The organism is Streptomyces sp. NPDC058459 (assembly GCF_042721685.1).
In the GTDB taxonomy this organism is placed as follows: Bacteria; Actinomycetota; Actinomycetes; order Streptomycetales; family Streptomycetaceae; genus Streptomyces.
Window position 1 is genome coordinate 1 of sequence record NZ_JBHXLV010000064.1, and the last position, 17,573, is coordinate 17,573.

Sequence of the window (17,573 nt, forward strand, 5' to 3'; positions counted from 1 at the left end):
CCCGTGGCCCGCCCGCTGAGCGGAGGGAGGCGGGCTGCCGAGGGCCGGCGCGCGCTGTCGGGTCAGGCGGGGGTGAGACCCGGATCGCCGGCCTCGGTGACGAAGGAGGCGGCCGTGGCGACGGGTGCGCCGGGTGTCGTCACCGCCGACACCGTGCGGAAGTCCGCTCGCGCGGTGTCCGGGGACAGGGTGACCACGGCGTAGCCGCGGCGGCCGTTGTAGAACTTCAGGTGCGGGTTCGCCCGCATGTAGGTGTCCCAGTTGCCGGGCCTGTCGACTCCGTCCTTGCCACTGCTGATCGACGTGGTGACGACCTCGGTGCCCAGAGTCTTCGAGGCGGGGTCGTCGAAGTCCTGCTTGATGTCCATGCCGAAGTGGACGTGGACGTCTCCCGTGAGGACGAGCAGATTGTCCCGGCCGGCTGCCTGCCATCCGTCGAGGACGCGCTTGCGGGAGGCGGGGTAGCCGTCCCAGGAGTCCATCGACAGTTTGTAGTCCGCGGTCGTCCGGTCCTTGCGCTGCGAGAAGGTGACCTGCTGGGGCAGGACGTTCCAGGTGGCCCGCGACGCACGCCAGCCGTCGGTCAGCCAGCGCTCCTGGGTGGCACCGGTCATCGTGCGGGACGGGTCCTCCGACTCCGGGCCGGGAGTCTGCCAGCCGTCTCCGTACGCCTGGTCGGAGCGGTACTGACGAGTGTCGAGAACGTCGAACTGAGCCAGCCGCCCGAAGTGCAGGCGGCGATAGAGCTGCGCGTCGGGACCGTGGGGGAGTTGCCGGCCGCGCAGCGGCTGGTTCTCCCAGTACGCCCGGTAGGCCGCGGCCCGACGCAGCAGGAACTCCTCCGGCGGCACGTCGTTCTCGGGCGTGTCGTCGGCGTAGTTGTTCTCGGTCTCGTGGTCGTCCCAGGTGACGATGAAGGGGTGCGCGGCGTGCGCGGCCATCAGGTCCGGATCGCTCTTGTAGAGGGCGTACCGCAGCCGGTAGTCGTCCAGGGTGAGGGTCTCGCGGTTGAACTGCGCGGGCAGCCGGATGTCCTGGTAGGCGCGGGCGCCGCCCGTCGCGGTCACCGCGTACTCGTAGAGGTAGTCGCCGAGGTGGAAGACGGCGTCGAGATCCTCGTCGGCCAGGTGGCGGTAGGCGGTGAAGTAGCCGTCGTGGTAAGCCTGGCAGGACACTGCCGCGAGGCGCATCTCCGTCAGCCGGGCGCTCTTCGCGGGGGCCGTGCGGGTGCGGCCCACCGGACTGACCCACTGCCCCGCCCGGAACCGGTAGTAGTAGACGCGGTCCGTGTCCAGGCCGCCGACCTCGACGTGCACCGCGTGATTGAACTCCGGGTGCGCGTTCACGGTTCCGCGCCTCGCGACACGGGTGAAGCGCTCGTCGCGCGCCAGCTCCCAGTGGACCGTGAACCGCGCCGACGGCAGACCGCCGCCGCTCTCGAAGAGGCGCGGGGCGAGTCGGGTCCACAGCAGCACCGAGCCGGGCAGCGGGTCGCCGGAGGCCACGCCCAGCGTGAACGGATTGTCGGTGATCTTCGAGGCACTCGCTTCGGCGGCCGAGGCGGCGCCACCGAGCGGGATGTTCACGGTGAACGCCAGGGCCGCCGCCGCCCCAGTGGTGGTCAGGAAGCGACGCCTGTCCAGACGGCTTGCCGCAGCGCGCAGTTCGGCGGTGTGCCCCGAGGCGCTGGATGAGTCGGAAGAGTGCATGCGTGCCCTATCCCTGGCATGAGGAGTCCGGCCGCGCGGGCCGGACTGAGGTGGTGTCAGGGCATTGCACTACCGGGAGACGAAGGGCCGTCAGCATATCGCTGGCATGTGCATGTACATAGGACGACCACTGGGCGCGAGGACCGACGGTGGGCCACCGAAGCCCCCTGAGCGAGGACTTCCGGCATGCGCACCCCCCGGTCCGACCGCTGAACGCGAGGCCCCGAGATCGGGGCCGACCTGATCACCACGACTATGCTCCCCGAACGGAAAGCGACGCAGCCGACACGCTCCGCCCCGGTCAGCTCCGGCGACCGGCGCCCCGCGCCGCGCGGCGACGCGGTCGCTTCCGGTCGGCCCGGCATCCAGGCGGAGGGGACACACCGCAGATCGCACCGCCGGCCCTGCCGGGCCCAGCCAGGGAACTGAGCCCCGTTCACCAGAGGCTGCGCACCGATTCCCGTATGACCAGATGGGTCCCGAACACAGATCGGTTGCGACCGGACCCGGCCGCAGGAGGGGACAGCACCAGGCGGGCGGCGGCCCGGCCCAGTTCGTCGAAGGGAAGGTGCACGGTGGTGAGCGGTGGCCAGGTCTCCTGGGCCAGCCCCAGGTCGTCGAAGCCGATGACGGAGATGTCGCCGGGCACGGACAGCCCTGACTCCCGGACGGCCGTGAGCGCCCCGGAGGCGATGTAGTCGGACTCCGCGAAGATGGCGGTGATGTCGGCCCCCTCGCTGAGCAGTTCCTTCGCCGCCTGGTAGCCCGTCGCACGGACGCGCTCGCCGGTCTTGATGATCCGCTGGTCGACGGGGATGTCGAAGGACGCCAGGGCGGAGTAGTACCCCTCGGTCCGGCCTTCGCTGGTGGTGAAGCCCTCGGGACCGCGGATGTAGGCGATGCGGCGGTGCCCCTGGGACAGCAGGTGGCTCACCGCGGACGCGGCGCCGCCCGCCTGGTCGTAGTCGACGATCCGCACAGGTGCCCCCTCCACGCCCGGCCGGCCGCAGAAGACGAGCGGCACCTGCTGCTCGGCGTAGCGCTTCGCCCGCTTCCTGATGCCGGTCCGGTACGCCTCGGTGTCGTACACACCGCCGGCCACGATGACCCCCTCGATGGCCGGGTCGTCGACGAGGGCGTCCAGCATGGCGAACTCGGTGGTGAGGTCGTACCCGCTCGAGCCGACGAGACAGAAGTGGCCGGCCCCCGTGACGAGCTGCTCGATGCCGGAGACGATCTCGATGAGGAAGTCCTGGCGGACGTCGTTGACGATGGTGGCCACCGTGGGCAGCCGGTGGTCGCTCTCCGGGACCCGCTTGCCCCGTACGTAGCCCAGTTCCGCGGCCGCCTCGGTCACCCGGGCCTTCGTGGCCGACGCGACGGGATACGTGCCCGTCAGGGCCCGCGACGCGGTGGCCAGGGACACTCCCGCCCGCTCGGCCACCGCGTGGAGGGTCGCCTTGCGGCCTGGACCGGACTTCCGTGAAGCACTCATGAAAACTTTTCTATCAAACTCGACTCATGATCATCAAGGTGACCGGAGCAAAGTCGCTTTTTTAGTGTGTACCCAGTGCTTGACACGTCTGGTGGCGTGATCCTACTTTCCTTTCAGAAAGTTTGCGTTACCGGATAGAAAGTTTTTCTTAACATGACATCCCACGCACAGTTCGCCTCCCTTGGTACGGGAGCAGGCAGGAAGCCGCGGGCCGTCCTGTGCATGGACGCCCGGCTGCGCGACGCCGTATTCCCGGCCGACCTGCGCCGGCAGCTGGCCGAGTCGGCCGAGCTGACGGTGGTCGAGGACTTCCGCGAGTCCGCCGCGCTGGCCGGGGCGGACGTCCTGCTCACCAGCTGGGGAGCGCCGCTGATAGACGACCGGGTCCTGGATCGGGCGCCCGGTGTCCGCGCGGTCCTGCACGCGGCCGGATCGGTCAAGGACGTCGTGGGACCGGCCGTGTTCCGGCGCGACATCCTCGTCTCCTCGGCCGCTGAGGAGATGGCCGAGCCGGTGGCGGCCGTCGCCTACTCCTTCATCACCCTGGCCGCGAAGAAGGCCCTGCGGCTCCAGGATCTCTACCGGCGGGGAATCGTCGCCGACCGCCACGCGCGCCCCGATGTCGGCTTCGGGGCCAAGACCATCGGCATCGTCGGCGCGTCCCGCATCGGTCGGGCGGTCATCAGACGACTGGTCGCCGACGGCCGCGAGGTCGTGCTGTACGACCCGTACTGCACTCCGGAAGCGGCCGCGCTCCTTGGGGCCGAGCACCTCGACGACCTGGACGAGGTGTGCCGGCGCAGCCAGATCCTCTCGCTGCACGCCCCGATCCTGCCGTCCACCGTGCACATGATCAACGCCGCGCGACTGCGTCTGCTCCCGGACGGAGCCGCCGTGATCAACACCGCGCGCGGGCGTCTCCTCGACACCGAGGCCCTGCTCGCCGAGTGCGTGTCCGGCCGCCTGGAGGCGTATCTGGACGTCACCGATCCCGAACCGCTGCCGGCCGGGCACCGGCTCCACCATCTGTCCAACGTGCTGCTCACCCCGCACGTCGCCGGTACCGAGGGAGCCGACCTCCACATCACCGGCCGCTTCGCCGCCGAGGAGCTGCGCCGGCTGGCGGCCGGGCTCCCTCTCCGCGGCCTGGTCTCCGCACAGCAACTGACCCAGCTGGCCTGACAGCCCTCGTCATCGCTCGATCAGTAAGACGGCGCCCCAAGCGCTGGTCGTACCAAAGGGACATGATCATGACGAATATCGACCGACGGACCCTTCTCAGAGCAGCGGCGGTCGTCTCCGCCGGCGCCGCGACTGCCGGCCTCACCGGCTGCGGCAGCGGTTCGTCCGGGGGTGGGGGCGGCAACGGATCGCTCTCCGTCCTGACACCGGTCTTCGCGACCCCCGAGGGCAAGAAGGTGCTGGAGGGAAGCGTCACCGAGGTCTATCGCGGCAAGCACCCGAAGGCCGGGGTGCGCGTCGACTACAGCACCTGGGACGTACTGCCCGAGAAGATCTCCACGAGCCTCGCGGGCGGCACCCTGGCGGACGTCGTCGTGGTCGGCTTCGGCTGGGTACCGCCGTTCGCGGCGAAGAACACGTTCGCCGAACTCCCCGCCTCCCTGCGCTCCGGCCCCCACTACCTGGACCAGGTCGTCGCGCCCGGACGCTACCTCGACAAGACCTACGCCCTGCCGCTGGGAGTGGACGCGATGGTCGTGGCGTACCGCAAGGACCACTTCGAGAAGGCGGGCATCAAGCGCACCCCCCGCAGCTTCCAGGAACTGCGCGCCGCGGCCAAGGAGCTGACGCGCCGCAAGTCCGGCGGCGGGTTCGAGCGGGTCGGGATCGACGTCACCGCGGCCAACCTGCGCCAGCAGTGGGTCGCCGCGCTCGACGCCTGCGGGGGGCGCATGTTCGACACCGACGGCACCAAGGTCCTCTTCGACAGCGACCAGGGCGCGCAGGCGCTGGACTTCCTGGCCGGATTCGTGAAGGACGGCTCCTCGTCCCTGGCCTTCCGCGCATCCCAGGGACTCCCGCTGGAGACCCTGCGCAAGGGCACGAGTTCGATCTCCCTGACGGCGGCTTCGGCGATCGGCCAGAACGCGGTGCTGCCCGAGGGCCGCAAGGACCTGGAGAACATCGGCTACTTCCTCCTGGAGGAGCGAAAGCCCACCATGTTCGTCGGCGGAGCCCTGGTCACGGTGAACAAGCGGGCGCGTGACCCACAGGCGGCCTTCGACTTCCTGGGCGCGCTGACGGCCGAGGACGAGTCGCTCGCCGTCGCCGAGCCCAACGGCTACCTGCCGCCCTTCGCGGACGCGGCCGTCGGCAAGGCCATCCGCAACCCGGCCGCCCCGCTCATCCGGGACAGCTTCCGCTACTCCGTCAGCGAGGGCGGCAGCCCGGCGTGGATGGAGATCCGCGAGACGATCAACCCCGCGATCGAGGCGGTCCTCACCGGCAAGCAGTCGACGCGGCAGGCCCTGACCTCGATACGTAAGCAGGCCGAGGACGCCATCGGGCGGATCTGATGGACAATCACGAAATTGCCTCGGCCTCCCCGACACGTGCCCCGGGCAGTCTGCAGCGCGGCCGGCGACGGGCCGGCGTGCTCTTCTCCCTGCCCGCGACGCTGCACATCGGCTTCTGGATCGGCCTGCCGGTGCTCGCCGCGTTCGTCCTGAGCTTCACCGACTACGACGTCTTCAAGTCGCCCTCGTTCGTCGGGATCGACAACTACCGGACGATCTTCTCCGACGGCGAGTTCCTGCGCAGTCTGCGCACCACCCTCTTCTACGCCGTGGGCACGGTCCCGGTGTCCATGGCCCTCTCGCTAGGTCTGGCCGTCCTGCTCAACCAGGGCATCCGCGGTCAGGGGTTCTTCCGGACCGTGATCTACCTTCCGCAGATCACCGCGACCGTCGCCGTGGCCCTGGTGTGGAGCTACCTGCTACAGGGTGACGGCCTGGTCAATCACCTGCTGGAGGCCATCGGTGTCGGGCCGGTCGACTGGCTCACCGACCCCTCCGTCGCGCTCTTCTCCGTGATCCTGATCAGCATCTGGCAGAGCATGGGCTTCAACACCCTGATCTACCTGGCGGCGCTGCAAGGCCTGCCCGGCGACCTGTACGAGGCTGCCTCGATCGACGGCGCCGGCGCGTGGCGGCGTTTCATCAGCATCACGGTCCCCCTGCTCAAGCCCGCTACGTTCTTCGTCCTGATCACCTCGACGGTCGGCGCGTTCCAGGCATTCGACCAGGTGTACGTCCTCACCAGGGGCGGCCCGGCCTACGCCACCACCCTGACGACGTACGAGATCTACAAGACGGGTTTCTCCGACTTCCGTCTGGGCGTCGCCTGTGCGCAGTCGGTGGTGCTGCTGATCGCCTTGATCGTCCTGACAGCGGTGAACACCCGCACGATGGGAGAAGCCCGCGATGGCCACTGACGCCCCGCCGCGCCGAGCCGCCGGCCGGCCCCAGCCGCACCGGCCCCGGCCGTCCCGCCAGGCACCGGCCGCCAAGGCACGCTCCTCACGGGCACGGATCGCGAGCTTCTGGCTGCTGGCCATGGTCTCGGTCCTCATGATCACCCCGTTCGTGTGGATGATCCTGTCGTCACTGCGAGACCCCGCCCAGTCGGCGGGACTCCTGCCGCGGTCGCTGCGCTGGCGGAACTACGCCGACGCGCTGGACTCGGCGCCCTTCGTGACCTACGCCCGCAACAGCTTCTTCATCGCGGCCGGGCACACGGTCATCAACGTCGTGTTCTCCTCGATGGCCGGCTACGCGCTGGCCAAGCTGCCCTTCCGCGGCTCGAAAGTCCTCTTCTTCTGCTTCATCGGCGCGATCATGATCCCGATGTACACCATCATCGTGCCGCAGTTCATCCTCGTGCGGTCGATGCCGTTCTTCGGCGGCAACGACATCCTCGGGCAGGGCGGCACCGGCTGGCTCGACTCCTGGTGGGCCCTGATCGTCCCCGGCGCGATGAGCCCGCTCTCCGTCTTCCTCTTCCGCCAGTTCTACCTGAGCGTTCCGGGCGAACTCGCCGAGGCGGCCCGGCTCGACGGTGCCAACGAGTTCGTCATCTGGGCGAAGATCGTCACGCGGCAGATCCGGCCGGCCATCGTCACGGTCGCCCTGCTCACCTTCCAGACCGGCTGGACCAACTTCCTCTGGCCGCTGCTGGTCACCGGCCGCCAGAACATGCGCGTTCTGCAAGTGGGCCTGGCCTCCTTCCAGCAGGAGAACACCACCCAGTGGGCCCTGCTCATGGCCGGCACCGCCATGGCGACCGTCCCCATGATCGTCCTGTTCGTCTTCGCCCAGCGCTACTTCGTCAACAGCCTCACCCACGTCGGGCTGAAGTAGCGCACCCCGCACCTACGGCCGTCCCCCCGGTCCGCGAACTCCCTCACGCTCCCGGAGCCCCCATGAGCACCCATCGCAAGAAAACGATGTCCCGGCGTACCCTGCTCTCCCTCAGCGTCGCGGGAGCCGCGTCCACCGCCGTCCACGCCGTCGCCCCCGCCCGCAGCTTCGCCGCCCCCGCCGCGGTCAGCAGGCCCGCGGCTCCGGTCAAGGGCGCGCACCCCCGTGTGCTGATCACCGAGAGCCACCTCGACACCATCAAGGGCAACCTGGGTGACCCGGTCATAGCACCCAGCTATAACGCCCTGCTGACGGCGAGCCGGCTCGACACCGACGGCACACTCCCCGGCGGCACCTTCAGCAAGCCCGTCCGGTCGGCCATCGAGGGACTCGCCCTGCGCCACCTGCTGGAGAAGGACACCGAACTGGGCAGGCGCGCGGTCACCTGTATGCGCAACGTCCTGCGCACCTACCAGCCACGGGACCCGCACGACGCGCCGATCAACGAGATCCGCAACACCGGTACCACGCTCATGCTGGCCGCCCTCGTCTACGACTGGTGCTACGACCTGCTCGACACCGAGGACCGCCAGACCTTCATAGCCGCCATGAAGAACCTCGCCGCCCACCAGGAGGTCGGCTACCCGCCCACCGCCCTCAGCGCGATCACCAGCCACGCGAGCGAGTACGAGCTGCAGCGCGACCAGCTCGCCGCCGCCATCGCGGTGTACGACGAGGACCCCGAGTGGTTCGACCTCGTCAGCACCCGCTTCCGCACGGAGTACGTACCGGCCCGCAACTTCTTCTACAAGTCCGGCCGTTACCACCAGGGCGACTCCTACCAGGGCACCCGCTTCGCCCCGGAGATCTTCGCGGCCACGCTCTTCGACCGCATGGGCGGCGACGCGGGGTTCTCCAGCGAGCAGCAGAACATCATCACCGACTGGATCTACCAGCGGCGCCCGGACGGCCAGCTCGTGCGCTCCGGCGACACCTTCCTCAGCAGCTACAACCCGCCCGGCCGCTACTGGAGCGACTTCTACACGGTCACCGCCATGCTGCTGTCCACCACCCTGTACAAGAACCCGCTGCACCAGGACTACCTGTTGCAGCAGTTCAAGCACGGCTACAAGCCCGGCACCGAGGAAAACCTCCTCTTCTGCCTCTTCTACGACCCGAAGCTCCCCCGCACGCCCGCCACCACCCTGCCGCTGACCCGCTTCACCGGGCTTCCCCTGGCCGGCATGATCGCCCGCACCGGGTGGGACGAGGGTCCCGACGCCGAGACGGCCATCGCCCAAGTCACCATCGGTGGCCACAACTTCAGCAACCACCAGCACCTGGACGCCGGTACCTTCCAGATCTACTACCGTGGTCCGCTCGCCCTCCGCTCCGGGATCTACGAGGGCAAGGAGGGGTCCTACGGCTCCCGGCACGACCTCAACTACAACAAGCGGACCATCGCCCACAACGCCCTGCTCATCAAGAACCCCGCGGAGACCTTCACCTTCGCCGGCACCACGCTGTCCAACGACGGAGGGCAGCCCTTCCCGGCGGGCGGAGCCGAGGCCGCCACCCTCCACGACCTCCTGGACCCCGCCCGGCACCATGTCAACGCCCGCTCCGCCAGCGGGTGGGCCGGCCCCGACCGCGCCAAGCCAGTCTTCAGCCACGTACGAGGTGACATCACCCCCGCGTACGGCACCAAGGCGCGTCTGGTCACCCGGTCCTTCGTCTTCATCAACCTCGACGAGCCGGGTCATCCCGGCGCCCTGATCGTCCGCGACTCCCTGGCCACCGGATCGTCCTCGTTCGAGACCGCCTTCCTGCTGCACAGTGCCGAGAAGCCGGTTGTGGGACCCACGACCGTGGACATCGCGCGCACCGACAGCGCCCCCGGCGGCAAGCTGCGCCTGACCACCCTGGCACCGGCAGGTCCCCGCATCACGGCCATCGGCGGCCCGGGACGCGAGTTCGAGGTGGACGGCGTGAACTACGTCAACACGCCCGAGGACAACAGCAGTGGCGAGCCCGGCGCCTGGCGCGTCGAGATCAGTCCCTCCGAGCAGGGCACCAAGACCGATTTCCTGAACGTCCTGCAACCCCACGCCTCCGACGCGCAGCCGTACCCCGTCACCTGCACCCACACGGCCGGCGCCTATCTCGTCCGCCTCCGCGACACCCTGACCGTCTTCAGCGACTCGGCCACCACGCTGCGCCGCACCCTCGACTTCACCGTCGGGGAGGACGGCGGCGCACCGACCGAGTTCCTCGCCACGGACCTGCCCGCCGGCGGCCGCTGGCTGCTCACCCGGCGAGGCGGCAAGGGGGGCAAGGGGGGCAAGGTCAGCGGCCAGATCCGTAGGGGCAGCACGCTCTACGCCTCGTTGCCGCCCGGCCGCTACCGCCTGGGCCGCTGACCCGGTACGCGCCGGACCCGCGCGTCTGCCCGCATCCGTCTCCTCACCCCGCGAGTACACATGAAGCTGGCCTTCTCCACCCTCGGCGTGCCCGGCATGCCGCTGGAAGACGTCCGTGCCCTGGCACTCCGCACAGGATGGACCGGGATCGAGGTGCTCTCCAGCGCCGACGAACCCGTGCACACCGGCCTGGACGGGCCGGCCCGCGCGGCGGCCCGCCGGCTCCTGGCGGACGGCGTCACCCTGCTCAGCGTGAACTCCTATGTACACGTGGGCCGTACGGATCAGTCCGACGAGGAGGTGGTCACGTCCATCCTCGCGGAGGCGCGGCTGGCCGCCGACCTCGGGGCCACGGCGGTCCGGGTGTTCCCCGGAGCGGAGGGCGGTACCGGGGCAGTCGTCGGTGCCGGTGCCGGTCTTGAGGCGGGCACCGCGCGGATCGTCGCGCGGCTGAGCGGAGCGGCCCGGCTGCTGCCTCCGGGGGTCGGGATCTGGCTGGAGACACACGACTCGCACTCCACGGGCGCCGAAGTCGCCGCTCTCCTCGACGAGATCGCGGACCGGCGCGTGCGAGCCCTGTGGGACATCGCCCACTCCTGCCGCCGGGGCGAACCATGGGAGACCACCCTCGACGTCCTGCGGCCCCACCTGGCACACGTCCAGATCAAGGACGAAGAGCCGACGGGCCGTCACCTGCCCGTCCCGCTGGGAGAGGGCGCGGTCCCCGTCGCCGCCGTTCTCCGCCGGCTGTCCGCCGAGGGGTACGGGCGGTGGGTCTCCCTGGAGTGGGAACGCAAGTGGTACCCCGCTGTGGCACCGCTGGACGAGGTGCTGGCAAAGGCCCGTACCTGGCTGCGGGACACCGTGCACGCCACGGCGGAGCGAGCCGACGGGGCCGAACGCCCCTGAAGAGTGACGACAGCCCGGAGCGGGGCACGGCGGTAGCCGGCGCCGCACGGAAAGCGTCTCGGAGCAGGCACGTCCATTCGAGTACAAGGAATGTCACGCCCATCATGGACAACGTCTTCTACAACACCCACCACTCGCCCGCCGGCGCCTTCGCCTCCTTCACCCTGGGGTACCGGGGAGCCGAGGGCGGCCTGGGCCTCGAACTGGCCGGGCCGGCCAAGGAAAACGTGTGGATCGGCGCCGAGTCCGCCGACGGGGAACGCTTCGAGGCGCTCCCCTTCTTCTCACCCGCCCCCGACGACCGGCTGCGCTTCGACTCCGAGGCGGTGCGGACCGGGGACGTCGGCGACCGGCCGCTCGTCGCCTTCCCGGACGAGGCAGTGTCGCGCGACATGAGTGCCGGCCGCGACACCTGGACCGCCGGGGACCTCACCTTCACCGTGTGGTCCCCGACCGGCGCGCTTCCCGACCCCGACACGGCGACGCCCGAGCAGCTCGCCACCGCCTTCCTGCCTGCGGTCTTCGCCGAACTCACCCTCGACAACACCCGCGGCACCAGCGCGCGCCGGGCGTTCTTCGGCTACCAGGGAAGCGACCGCACACGCGGCATGCGCCACCTGGAACGGACCGGGACCCTGACCGCCGGGGTGGGTCAGGGCTCGTCCACCGCGCTGACCACGGGTGACGAGGGGGTCCGCTCGGCGATCGGTTTCGACCTCGAAGAGATCGTCAACTCCCCCCAAGGCGAGAACTGGGGCTTCGGCCTCGGCCCGGCGGCGGCTCTCGTGGTCGACGTCCCGGCCGGCACCCGGCGCACGCTGCGTGCGGCGGTGTGCTTCCACCGCGCCGGCCTCGTCACGACCGGGCGGAAGGCGGCCTACCTCTACACGCGCTGGTTCCCGGCCATCGAGGACGTCGCCGAGTACGCGGCCCGCGACTTCCCGGCTCTCACGGCGCGATGCGAGCGCGATGCCGCGCGGTTCGACGCGCCGCACCTGAACGAGTCACAGCGCTTCATGCTGGCCCACGCCACTCGCGGGTACTTCGGCTCCACCCAGGCCCTGGAGGAGGACGGCAAGGCGCTCTGGGTGGTCAACGAGGGCGAGTACCGCATGATGAACACCTTCGACCTCCTCGCCGACCAGGTGTTCTTCGAGGCGCAGCAGAACCCGTGGACCATCCGCAACGTGCTCGACCAGTTCGCGGACCGCTACTCCTACGACGACCGGGTGAGGTTCCCGGACCAGTCGGCGACCCATCCCGGCGGCATAGCCTTCACCCACGACATGGGCTTCGCAGGCGCCTTCTCCCCGCAGGGGCGTTCGTCCTACGAGCGGTCCGGCACCGACGGCCTGTTCTCCTACATGTCCCATGAGCAGGTCGTCAACTGGGTGCTGTGCGCTGCCGTGTACGTCAAGGCATCGGACGACCGGAGCTGGCTCGCCGGGTACCTGCCGCTGCTCCGGGAGTGCTTGACGAGTCTGGTGAACCGCGACCATCCCGACCCCGGCCGGCGGGACGGCGTGATGAGCCTGGACGGGGTCCGGTGCGGCAGCAGCGCGGAGATCACCACGTACGACAGCCTGGACAGCTCGCTCGGGCAGGCGCGGCGCAGCGCCTACCTCGCGGTCAAGACCTTCGCCGCCTACGTGTGGCTGGCCCGTACGCTGCCGGGTGAGCCTGGGGCGCTCGCGGAGGAACAGGCGGGTCGCTGCGCCCGGACCGTGCTGGCGCACCGGGACGGCCGGGGGATCGTGCCCGCTCTGCTCGACGGGAAGCCGCGCGGCACCACCATTCCGGTGATCGAGGGGCTCGCTCATCTGTGGGCGGCCGGCATCACCGACGTCCTCGCGGCGGACGGACCCTACGGCGAGCTGATCGAGGGCCTGCGCGTCCACCTCGACGCGGTGCTCGCCCCCGACGTCTGCCTGTTCCCGGACGGGGGCTGGAAGCTCTCCGCGACCAGCGACAACTCCTGGTTGAGCAAGATCTACCTCAGCCAGTTCGTCGCCCGTCACATCCTCGGCAGAACCGCCGACGCCACCGCCGACGACGCCCACCGGGCCTGGCTGCTGCGGACCGGGAACGCGGCGTCCGCCTGGAGCGACCAGATGCTCGCGGGCGACGTCATGGCCAGCCGCTACTACCCGCGCGGCGTCACCGCGGCCCTCTGGCTGCACGAAGCCGCGCGGCACTGAGCGGCACACCGCGCAGCCTCTCCACCGCCGTCACCGCACGCCTCACCAGAAAGCTGAGCCACCGTGAACACGCACCCCGCCCCGGCCCCCCGCTTCGGCGTCAACTACGTGCCGAGCCGCAACTGGTGGTACTGCTGGAACGACTGGGACGCCGACTCGATCCTGGCGGACTTCCGGGCACTTGCCGGGCTGGGCATGGACCACGTCCGCATCCAGCTCGTCTGGCCGGTGTTCCAGCCCAACCCGGCCATGGTCAGCCGCGCCGCCCTCGAACGGCTGCGGGAACTGATGGACCTGGCCGACCGCGCCGACACGGGCCTGGACGTCATGGTCACCGTCCTCACCGGATGGCTCAGCGGCTTCACCTTCAAGCCCGCCTGGCTGAAGGACCGGTCCATGGTCACGGACAAGGACGCCGTCGCCGCCGAGCTGCACCTGCTCGACGTCCTCGCCGCCGAGGTCGCCGGCCACCCGCGTTTCCTCGGCTTCGACCTCGGCAACGAGCTCTCCGTGATCAACGACGACGTCTCCCCGGCCGACGGGGACCGCTGGGCCGCCCAGCTCCTCGACCACTGCGAGAAGGTGGCACCCGGAAAGTTCCACGTCAACGGAAACGATCACCGCCCCTGGCTGGACAACGCGGTCTTCTCGGCGCACGGCGCGGCGACCTCGGGAAGCGCCGCCGTCTTCCACTGCTACCCGTACTGGAGCGGCGTGCTCGCCGAGTGGGGACCCGACGGGGCCGGCACCCTGCACCTCGGCGAGTTCATGGCGGAACTCGCCGAGGCGCATGCCGCGACCCCCGGCCGCCCCAAGTGGCTCCAGGAGTTCGGCGCGTCCCCGGTCGAGCGCCCGGAGGGGTCCATTCCGGGATGGGCCGAGACGTTCGTCCGCAACACCCTCTCCTCGGCGCACGTCTGGGGATGCACCTGGTGGGGCAGCCACGACATCGACCGCCGGCTCACCGGCTTCGACGAGTACGAGTACGACCTCGGCCTCCTGACGACCGAGAACGAGGTCAAGCCGGTCGGCGCACAGCTCGCCCAGCTCATCGCCGGTATCCGCGACGCGCCCCCGCGGCCGCTGACGCGCACCTCGGCCCTGGTACTGCCCGACCCGAGCGCGACCCGCCAGGTGGCGGACGCGTTCTTCCGCCTGGTCGAGCAGGGCGTCCATCCGGCCGTCGTCACCCTCGACGGCTCGCGCGACGCGGCGTACCTGGCGCGTCGCGGCATCACCGACCTGATCGCCTGACCCACCCCGCGCGCACGCCGCCCGTGCCCACCCCCGAGGAGCAACGAGTATGTCCCGCAGAACCATGGGCATCGTCATGAACGGTGTCACCGGCCGCATGGGTTACCGCCAGCACCTGGTCCGCTCCGTGCTGGCCCTGCGCGAACAGGGCGGTCTGCCCCTGGACGACGGAACCCTCTTGTGGCCCGAACCGATCCTCGTCGGCCGCGACGACAGCAAGCTCAAGGAGCTGGCCGTCCGGCACGGGCTGGAGCACTGGACCACGAGCCTGGACGAGGCCCTGGCCCATCCGCTCGCCGAGGTCTACTTCGACGCCCAGATCACCCGGGCCCGCGAGCAGGCGATCCGGGCGGCGATCGAGGCCGGCAAGCACGTCTACACCGAGAAGCCGACCGCCGAGTCGCTCGGCGCCGCCCTGGAACTGGCACGGCTGGCACGGAAGGCCGGGGTGTGCAACGGCGCGGTGCAGGACAAGCTGTTCCTGCCCGGCCTGCTGAAGCTGAAGCGGCTCATCGACGGCGGGTTCTTCGGACGGGTCCTGTCCGTGCGCGGCGAGTTCGGCTACTGGGTCTTCGAGGGCGACTGGCAGGAGGCCCAGCGCCCGAGCTGGAACTACCGCGCCGAGGACGGCGGCGGCGTGATCCTCGACATGTTCCCGCACTGGCGGTACGTGCTCGACGGCCTGTTCGGCGAGGTGCGCTCGGTCTACGCGCACACCGCCACCCACATCCCCGAGCGGGTCGACGAGCAGGGCAACGGCTACCCGGCGACGGCGGACGACGCCGCCTACGGCGTCTTCGAGCTGGACGGCGGTATCACGGCCCAGATCAACTCCTCCTGGGCCGTGCGGGTCGACCGGGACGAGCTGGTCGAGTTCCAGGTGGACGGCACCGAGGGCAGTGCCGTGGCCGGCCTGCGCAACTGCCGTGTACAGCACCGCTCGTTGACGCCGAAGCCGGTGTGGAACCCGGACCTGCCGGTGACCGAGTCGTTCCGCGACCACTGGCAGCAGGTGCCGGACAACGGCGAGTTCGACAACGGGTTCAAGGTCCAGTGGGAGATGTTCCTGCGGCATGTGGCCACCGGTGCCGCGTACCGGTGGGACCTCCTGGAGGGCGCCAAGGGTGTCCAGCTCGCCGAACTCGGGCTGCGCTCCGCCCGTGAGGGCCGCCGCCTCGACGTCCCCGCGCTGGAGATCTGATGCCGGCCGAACTGCGCCTGCCGGGCGGCGTGCACCGGCTCGGGCCGCCCGCGGCCGTACCGGCGTCCGACCGGCCGATCACCTGCCGTGTCGTGTACGCCGCCGCCCACGTCGTCGCCGACCCGCTAGGGGAGAACGCCCCGGGTGCGCCGGCCGCCGTCGACTGGGACGGCACCCTGGCCTTCCGCCGGCACCTGTGGTCCCTCGGTCTGGGCGTCGCCGACGCGATGGACACCGCCCAGCGCGGCATGGGCCTCGGCTGGGACGCGACTCGGGAGCTCATCACGCGGTCCGGCGCGGAGGCCCGGACCGTGGGCGGGCGGCTGGCCTGCGGGGTGGGCACCGACCAGCTCGCCGCGCCCGCTTCGCCGGCCGCCGTCGTCGACGCCTACCGGGAGCAGCTCGCCGTGGTGGAGAGCGCCGGCGCCCGTCCGGTCCTGATGGCGAGCCGTGCACTGGCCGCGCTCGCCCGGGGCCCCGAGGACTACCTCCAGGTGTACGGCGACGTCATCGGCTCGGCCTCGCGGCCCGTGATCCTGCACTGGCTGGGCGAGATGTTCGATCCCGCGCTCGCGGGCTACTGGGGCGGCACGACTCTCGACGACGCCACGGACACGGTGCTCGCGCTCATCAAGGACCACGCGTCCCGCGTCGACGGCATCAAGGTGTCCCTGCTGGACGCCGGGCGGGAGATCGCGCTGCGGCGAGCGCTGCCGCCGGGCGTACGGCTCTACACGGGCGACGACTTCAACTACCCCGACCTGATCCGCGGTGACGAGCACGGTCACAGCGATGCCCTGCTGGGCGTCTTCGACCCCGTCGCGGCAGTCGCGGCCGACGCGCTGCGTGCCCTGGAGACGGGGGACACCGACCGGTACGACGCGCTGATGGCCCCGACGCTGCCGCTGGCCCGGCACCTGTTCGCCGCACCGACGTACCACTACAAGACCGGTGTGGTGTTCCTGGCCTGGCTGGCCGGTCACCAGAGCCACTTCACCATGGTGGCCGGTGCGCAGAGCGGCCGTTCCGTGCCCCACCTGATCGAGCTGTTCAAGCTCGCCGACGCGGCAGGCGTCCTGCCGGACCCCGAGCTGGCGGCCCATCGCATGCGCCGGTTCCTGCGTGTCGCGGGGGTGGAGGCGTGAGCGGTCTGGAACGCCTGTCGCTCAACCAGATCACCACCAAGCGGTGGAGCCTCCCCGAGGCGGTCCAGGGGTGCGTGGACGCCGGTATCCCGGCGATCGGCCTGTGGCGGGACAAGGTGGCCGAGACCGGGCTCACGGAGGCGGCGGCACGGGTCCGCGACGCCGGTCTGACCGTCAGCAGCCTGTGCCGGGGTGGCTTTCTCACCGCCGACGGGCCGGGCACGCGTCAGGCGGCCCTGACGGAGAACATCCGCGCCCTGGAGGAAGCCGCCGAGCTGGGCACCGACACGCTCGTGATGGTGGTGGGCGGCCTGCCCGAGGGCTCGCGCGACCTGGCCGGGGCCCGGCACCGGGTGGCCGACCTGCTGGCCGAGCTGGCCCCGCACGCCGGAGACCACGGCGTGCGCCTGGCGATCGAGCCGCTGCACCCGATGTTCTGCGCGGACCGGGCCGTGGTGTCCACCCTCGCCCAGGCGCTGGACCTCGCCGCAGGACACCCGCCCCAGCAGGTGGGCGTGGTCGTGGACAGCTACCACGTCTGGTGGGACCCGGACCTGCCCCGCCAGATCGAGCGCGCGGGGCCTCGGATCGCCTCCTTCCAGGTGTGCGACTGGACCCTGCCCCTGCCGGCCGACTCCCTGCTGGGCCGGGGCCACGTGGGTGACGGCCATATCGACTTCCGTGCCCTGACCGACCAGGTCACCGCCGCCGGCTACACCGGCTGGATCGAGGTCGAGATCTTCAACGAGCGAATCTGGGACACCCCCGGCGAGCAGACCGTGCGGACGGTGATCGAGCGTCACCTGACCCATGTGCACGGCTCATGACGGAGCCGCCGCGTCCGCCACGCGTCGCGGCGGGGG

The 17,573-nt window shown here is 70.6% G+C and carries 12 protein-coding genes and 1 pseudogene; 11 read left to right on the top strand and 2 right to left on the bottom strand.

The features are described 5' to 3' along the window. Positions 1–62: 62 nt before the first annotated feature. Together ACFWN1_RS14765 and ACFWN1_RS14770 are read right to left on the bottom strand one after the other, a co-directional pair. Positions 63–1,709, bottom strand: a complete 1,647-nt coding sequence (locus tag ACFWN1_RS14765) for an alkaline phosphatase D family protein (protein WP_384361449.1) — start codon at positions 1,707–1,709, stop codon at positions 63–65. 436 nt (positions 1,710–2,145) lie between these two features. Next, positions 2,146–3,204, bottom strand: a complete 1,059-nt coding sequence (locus tag ACFWN1_RS14770) for a LacI family DNA-binding transcriptional regulator (protein ID WP_384361452.1) — start codon at positions 3,202–3,204, stop codon at positions 2,146–2,148. 153 nt (positions 3,205–3,357) lie between these two features. On the opposite strand from ACFWN1_RS14770, the gene ACFWN1_RS14775 reads away from it, so the two are divergent. The 11 genes and pseudogenes from ACFWN1_RS14775 (at position 3,358) to ACFWN1_RS14825 (ending at position 17,537) form a co-directional block, all read left to right on the top strand. Continuing rightward, positions 3,358–4,386 carry a hydroxyacid dehydrogenase gene (locus ACFWN1_RS14775; protein WP_384361455.1) on the top strand — a complete coding sequence of 343 codons (1,029 nt, stop codon included), beginning with the start codon at positions 3,358–3,360 and terminating at the stop codon, positions 4,384–4,386. 68 nt (positions 4,387–4,454) lie between these two features. Continuing rightward, positions 4,455–5,741, top strand: a complete 1,287-nt coding sequence (locus ACFWN1_RS14780; RefSeq protein ID WP_384361458.1) for an extracellular solute-binding protein — start codon at positions 4,455–4,457, stop codon at positions 5,739–5,741. Between the two features lie 77 nt (positions 5,742–5,818). Further along, complete coding sequence (locus ACFWN1_RS14785) at positions 5,819–6,658, top strand: carbohydrate ABC transporter permease (RefSeq protein WP_384361462.1); 840 nt, start codon at positions 5,819–5,821, stop codon at positions 6,656–6,658. Further along, positions 6,648–7,583: a carbohydrate ABC transporter permease gene (locus ACFWN1_RS14790; protein ID WP_384361465.1), complete on the top strand. Its 936-nt coding sequence runs from the start codon at positions 6,648–6,650 to the stop codon at positions 7,581–7,583. Before ACFWN1_RS14785 ends, ACFWN1_RS14790 begins: the two co-directional genes overlap by 11 nt. A gap of 62 nt (positions 7,584–7,645) precedes the next feature. Next, the gene (locus tag ACFWN1_RS14795; protein WP_384361469.1) at positions 7,646–10,003 is read left to right on the top strand and encodes a DUF4962 domain-containing protein; all 2,358 of its coding nucleotides are present in this window, start codon (positions 7,646–7,648) and stop codon (positions 10,001–10,003) included. Positions 10,004–10,063: 60 nt separating this feature from the next. Next, positions 10,064–10,912 (top strand): sugar phosphate isomerase/epimerase family protein, encoded by an 849-nt coding sequence (locus tag ACFWN1_RS14800; protein WP_384361472.1) that lies wholly within the window; start codon positions 10,064–10,066, stop codon positions 10,910–10,912. 104 nt (positions 10,913–11,016) lie between these two features. Continuing rightward, a pseudogene (locus tag ACFWN1_RS14805) lies at positions 11,017–12,312 on the top strand (glycoside hydrolase family 52 protein); the annotation flags it as partial. Positions 12,313–13,173: 861 nt separating this feature from the next. Further along, entirely contained in the window at positions 13,174–14,364 is a 1,191-nt protein-coding gene (locus tag ACFWN1_RS14810) for a glycosyl hydrolase (protein ID WP_384361475.1), read from the top strand. A gap of 49 nt (positions 14,365–14,413) precedes the next feature. Continuing rightward, complete coding sequence (locus ACFWN1_RS14815; protein ID WP_384361478.1) at positions 14,414–15,565, top strand: Gfo/Idh/MocA family protein; 1,152 nt, start codon at positions 14,414–14,416, stop codon at positions 15,563–15,565. Beyond that, positions 15,565–16,710, top strand: coding sequence for a dihydrodipicolinate synthase family protein (locus ACFWN1_RS14820; RefSeq protein WP_384361481.1), 1,146 nt, complete (start codon positions 15,565–15,567; stop codon positions 16,708–16,710). The genes ACFWN1_RS14815 and ACFWN1_RS14820 overlap by 1 nt, the downstream gene beginning before the upstream one ends. Next, on the top strand, positions 16,707–17,537 hold the full coding sequence (locus ACFWN1_RS14825) for a sugar phosphate isomerase/epimerase family protein (protein ID WP_384361484.1): 831 nt from the start codon (positions 16,707–16,709) through the stop codon (positions 17,535–17,537). The genes ACFWN1_RS14820 and ACFWN1_RS14825 overlap by 4 nt, the downstream gene beginning before the upstream one ends. The last annotated feature ends 36 nt before the right edge of the window (positions 17,538–17,573 follow it).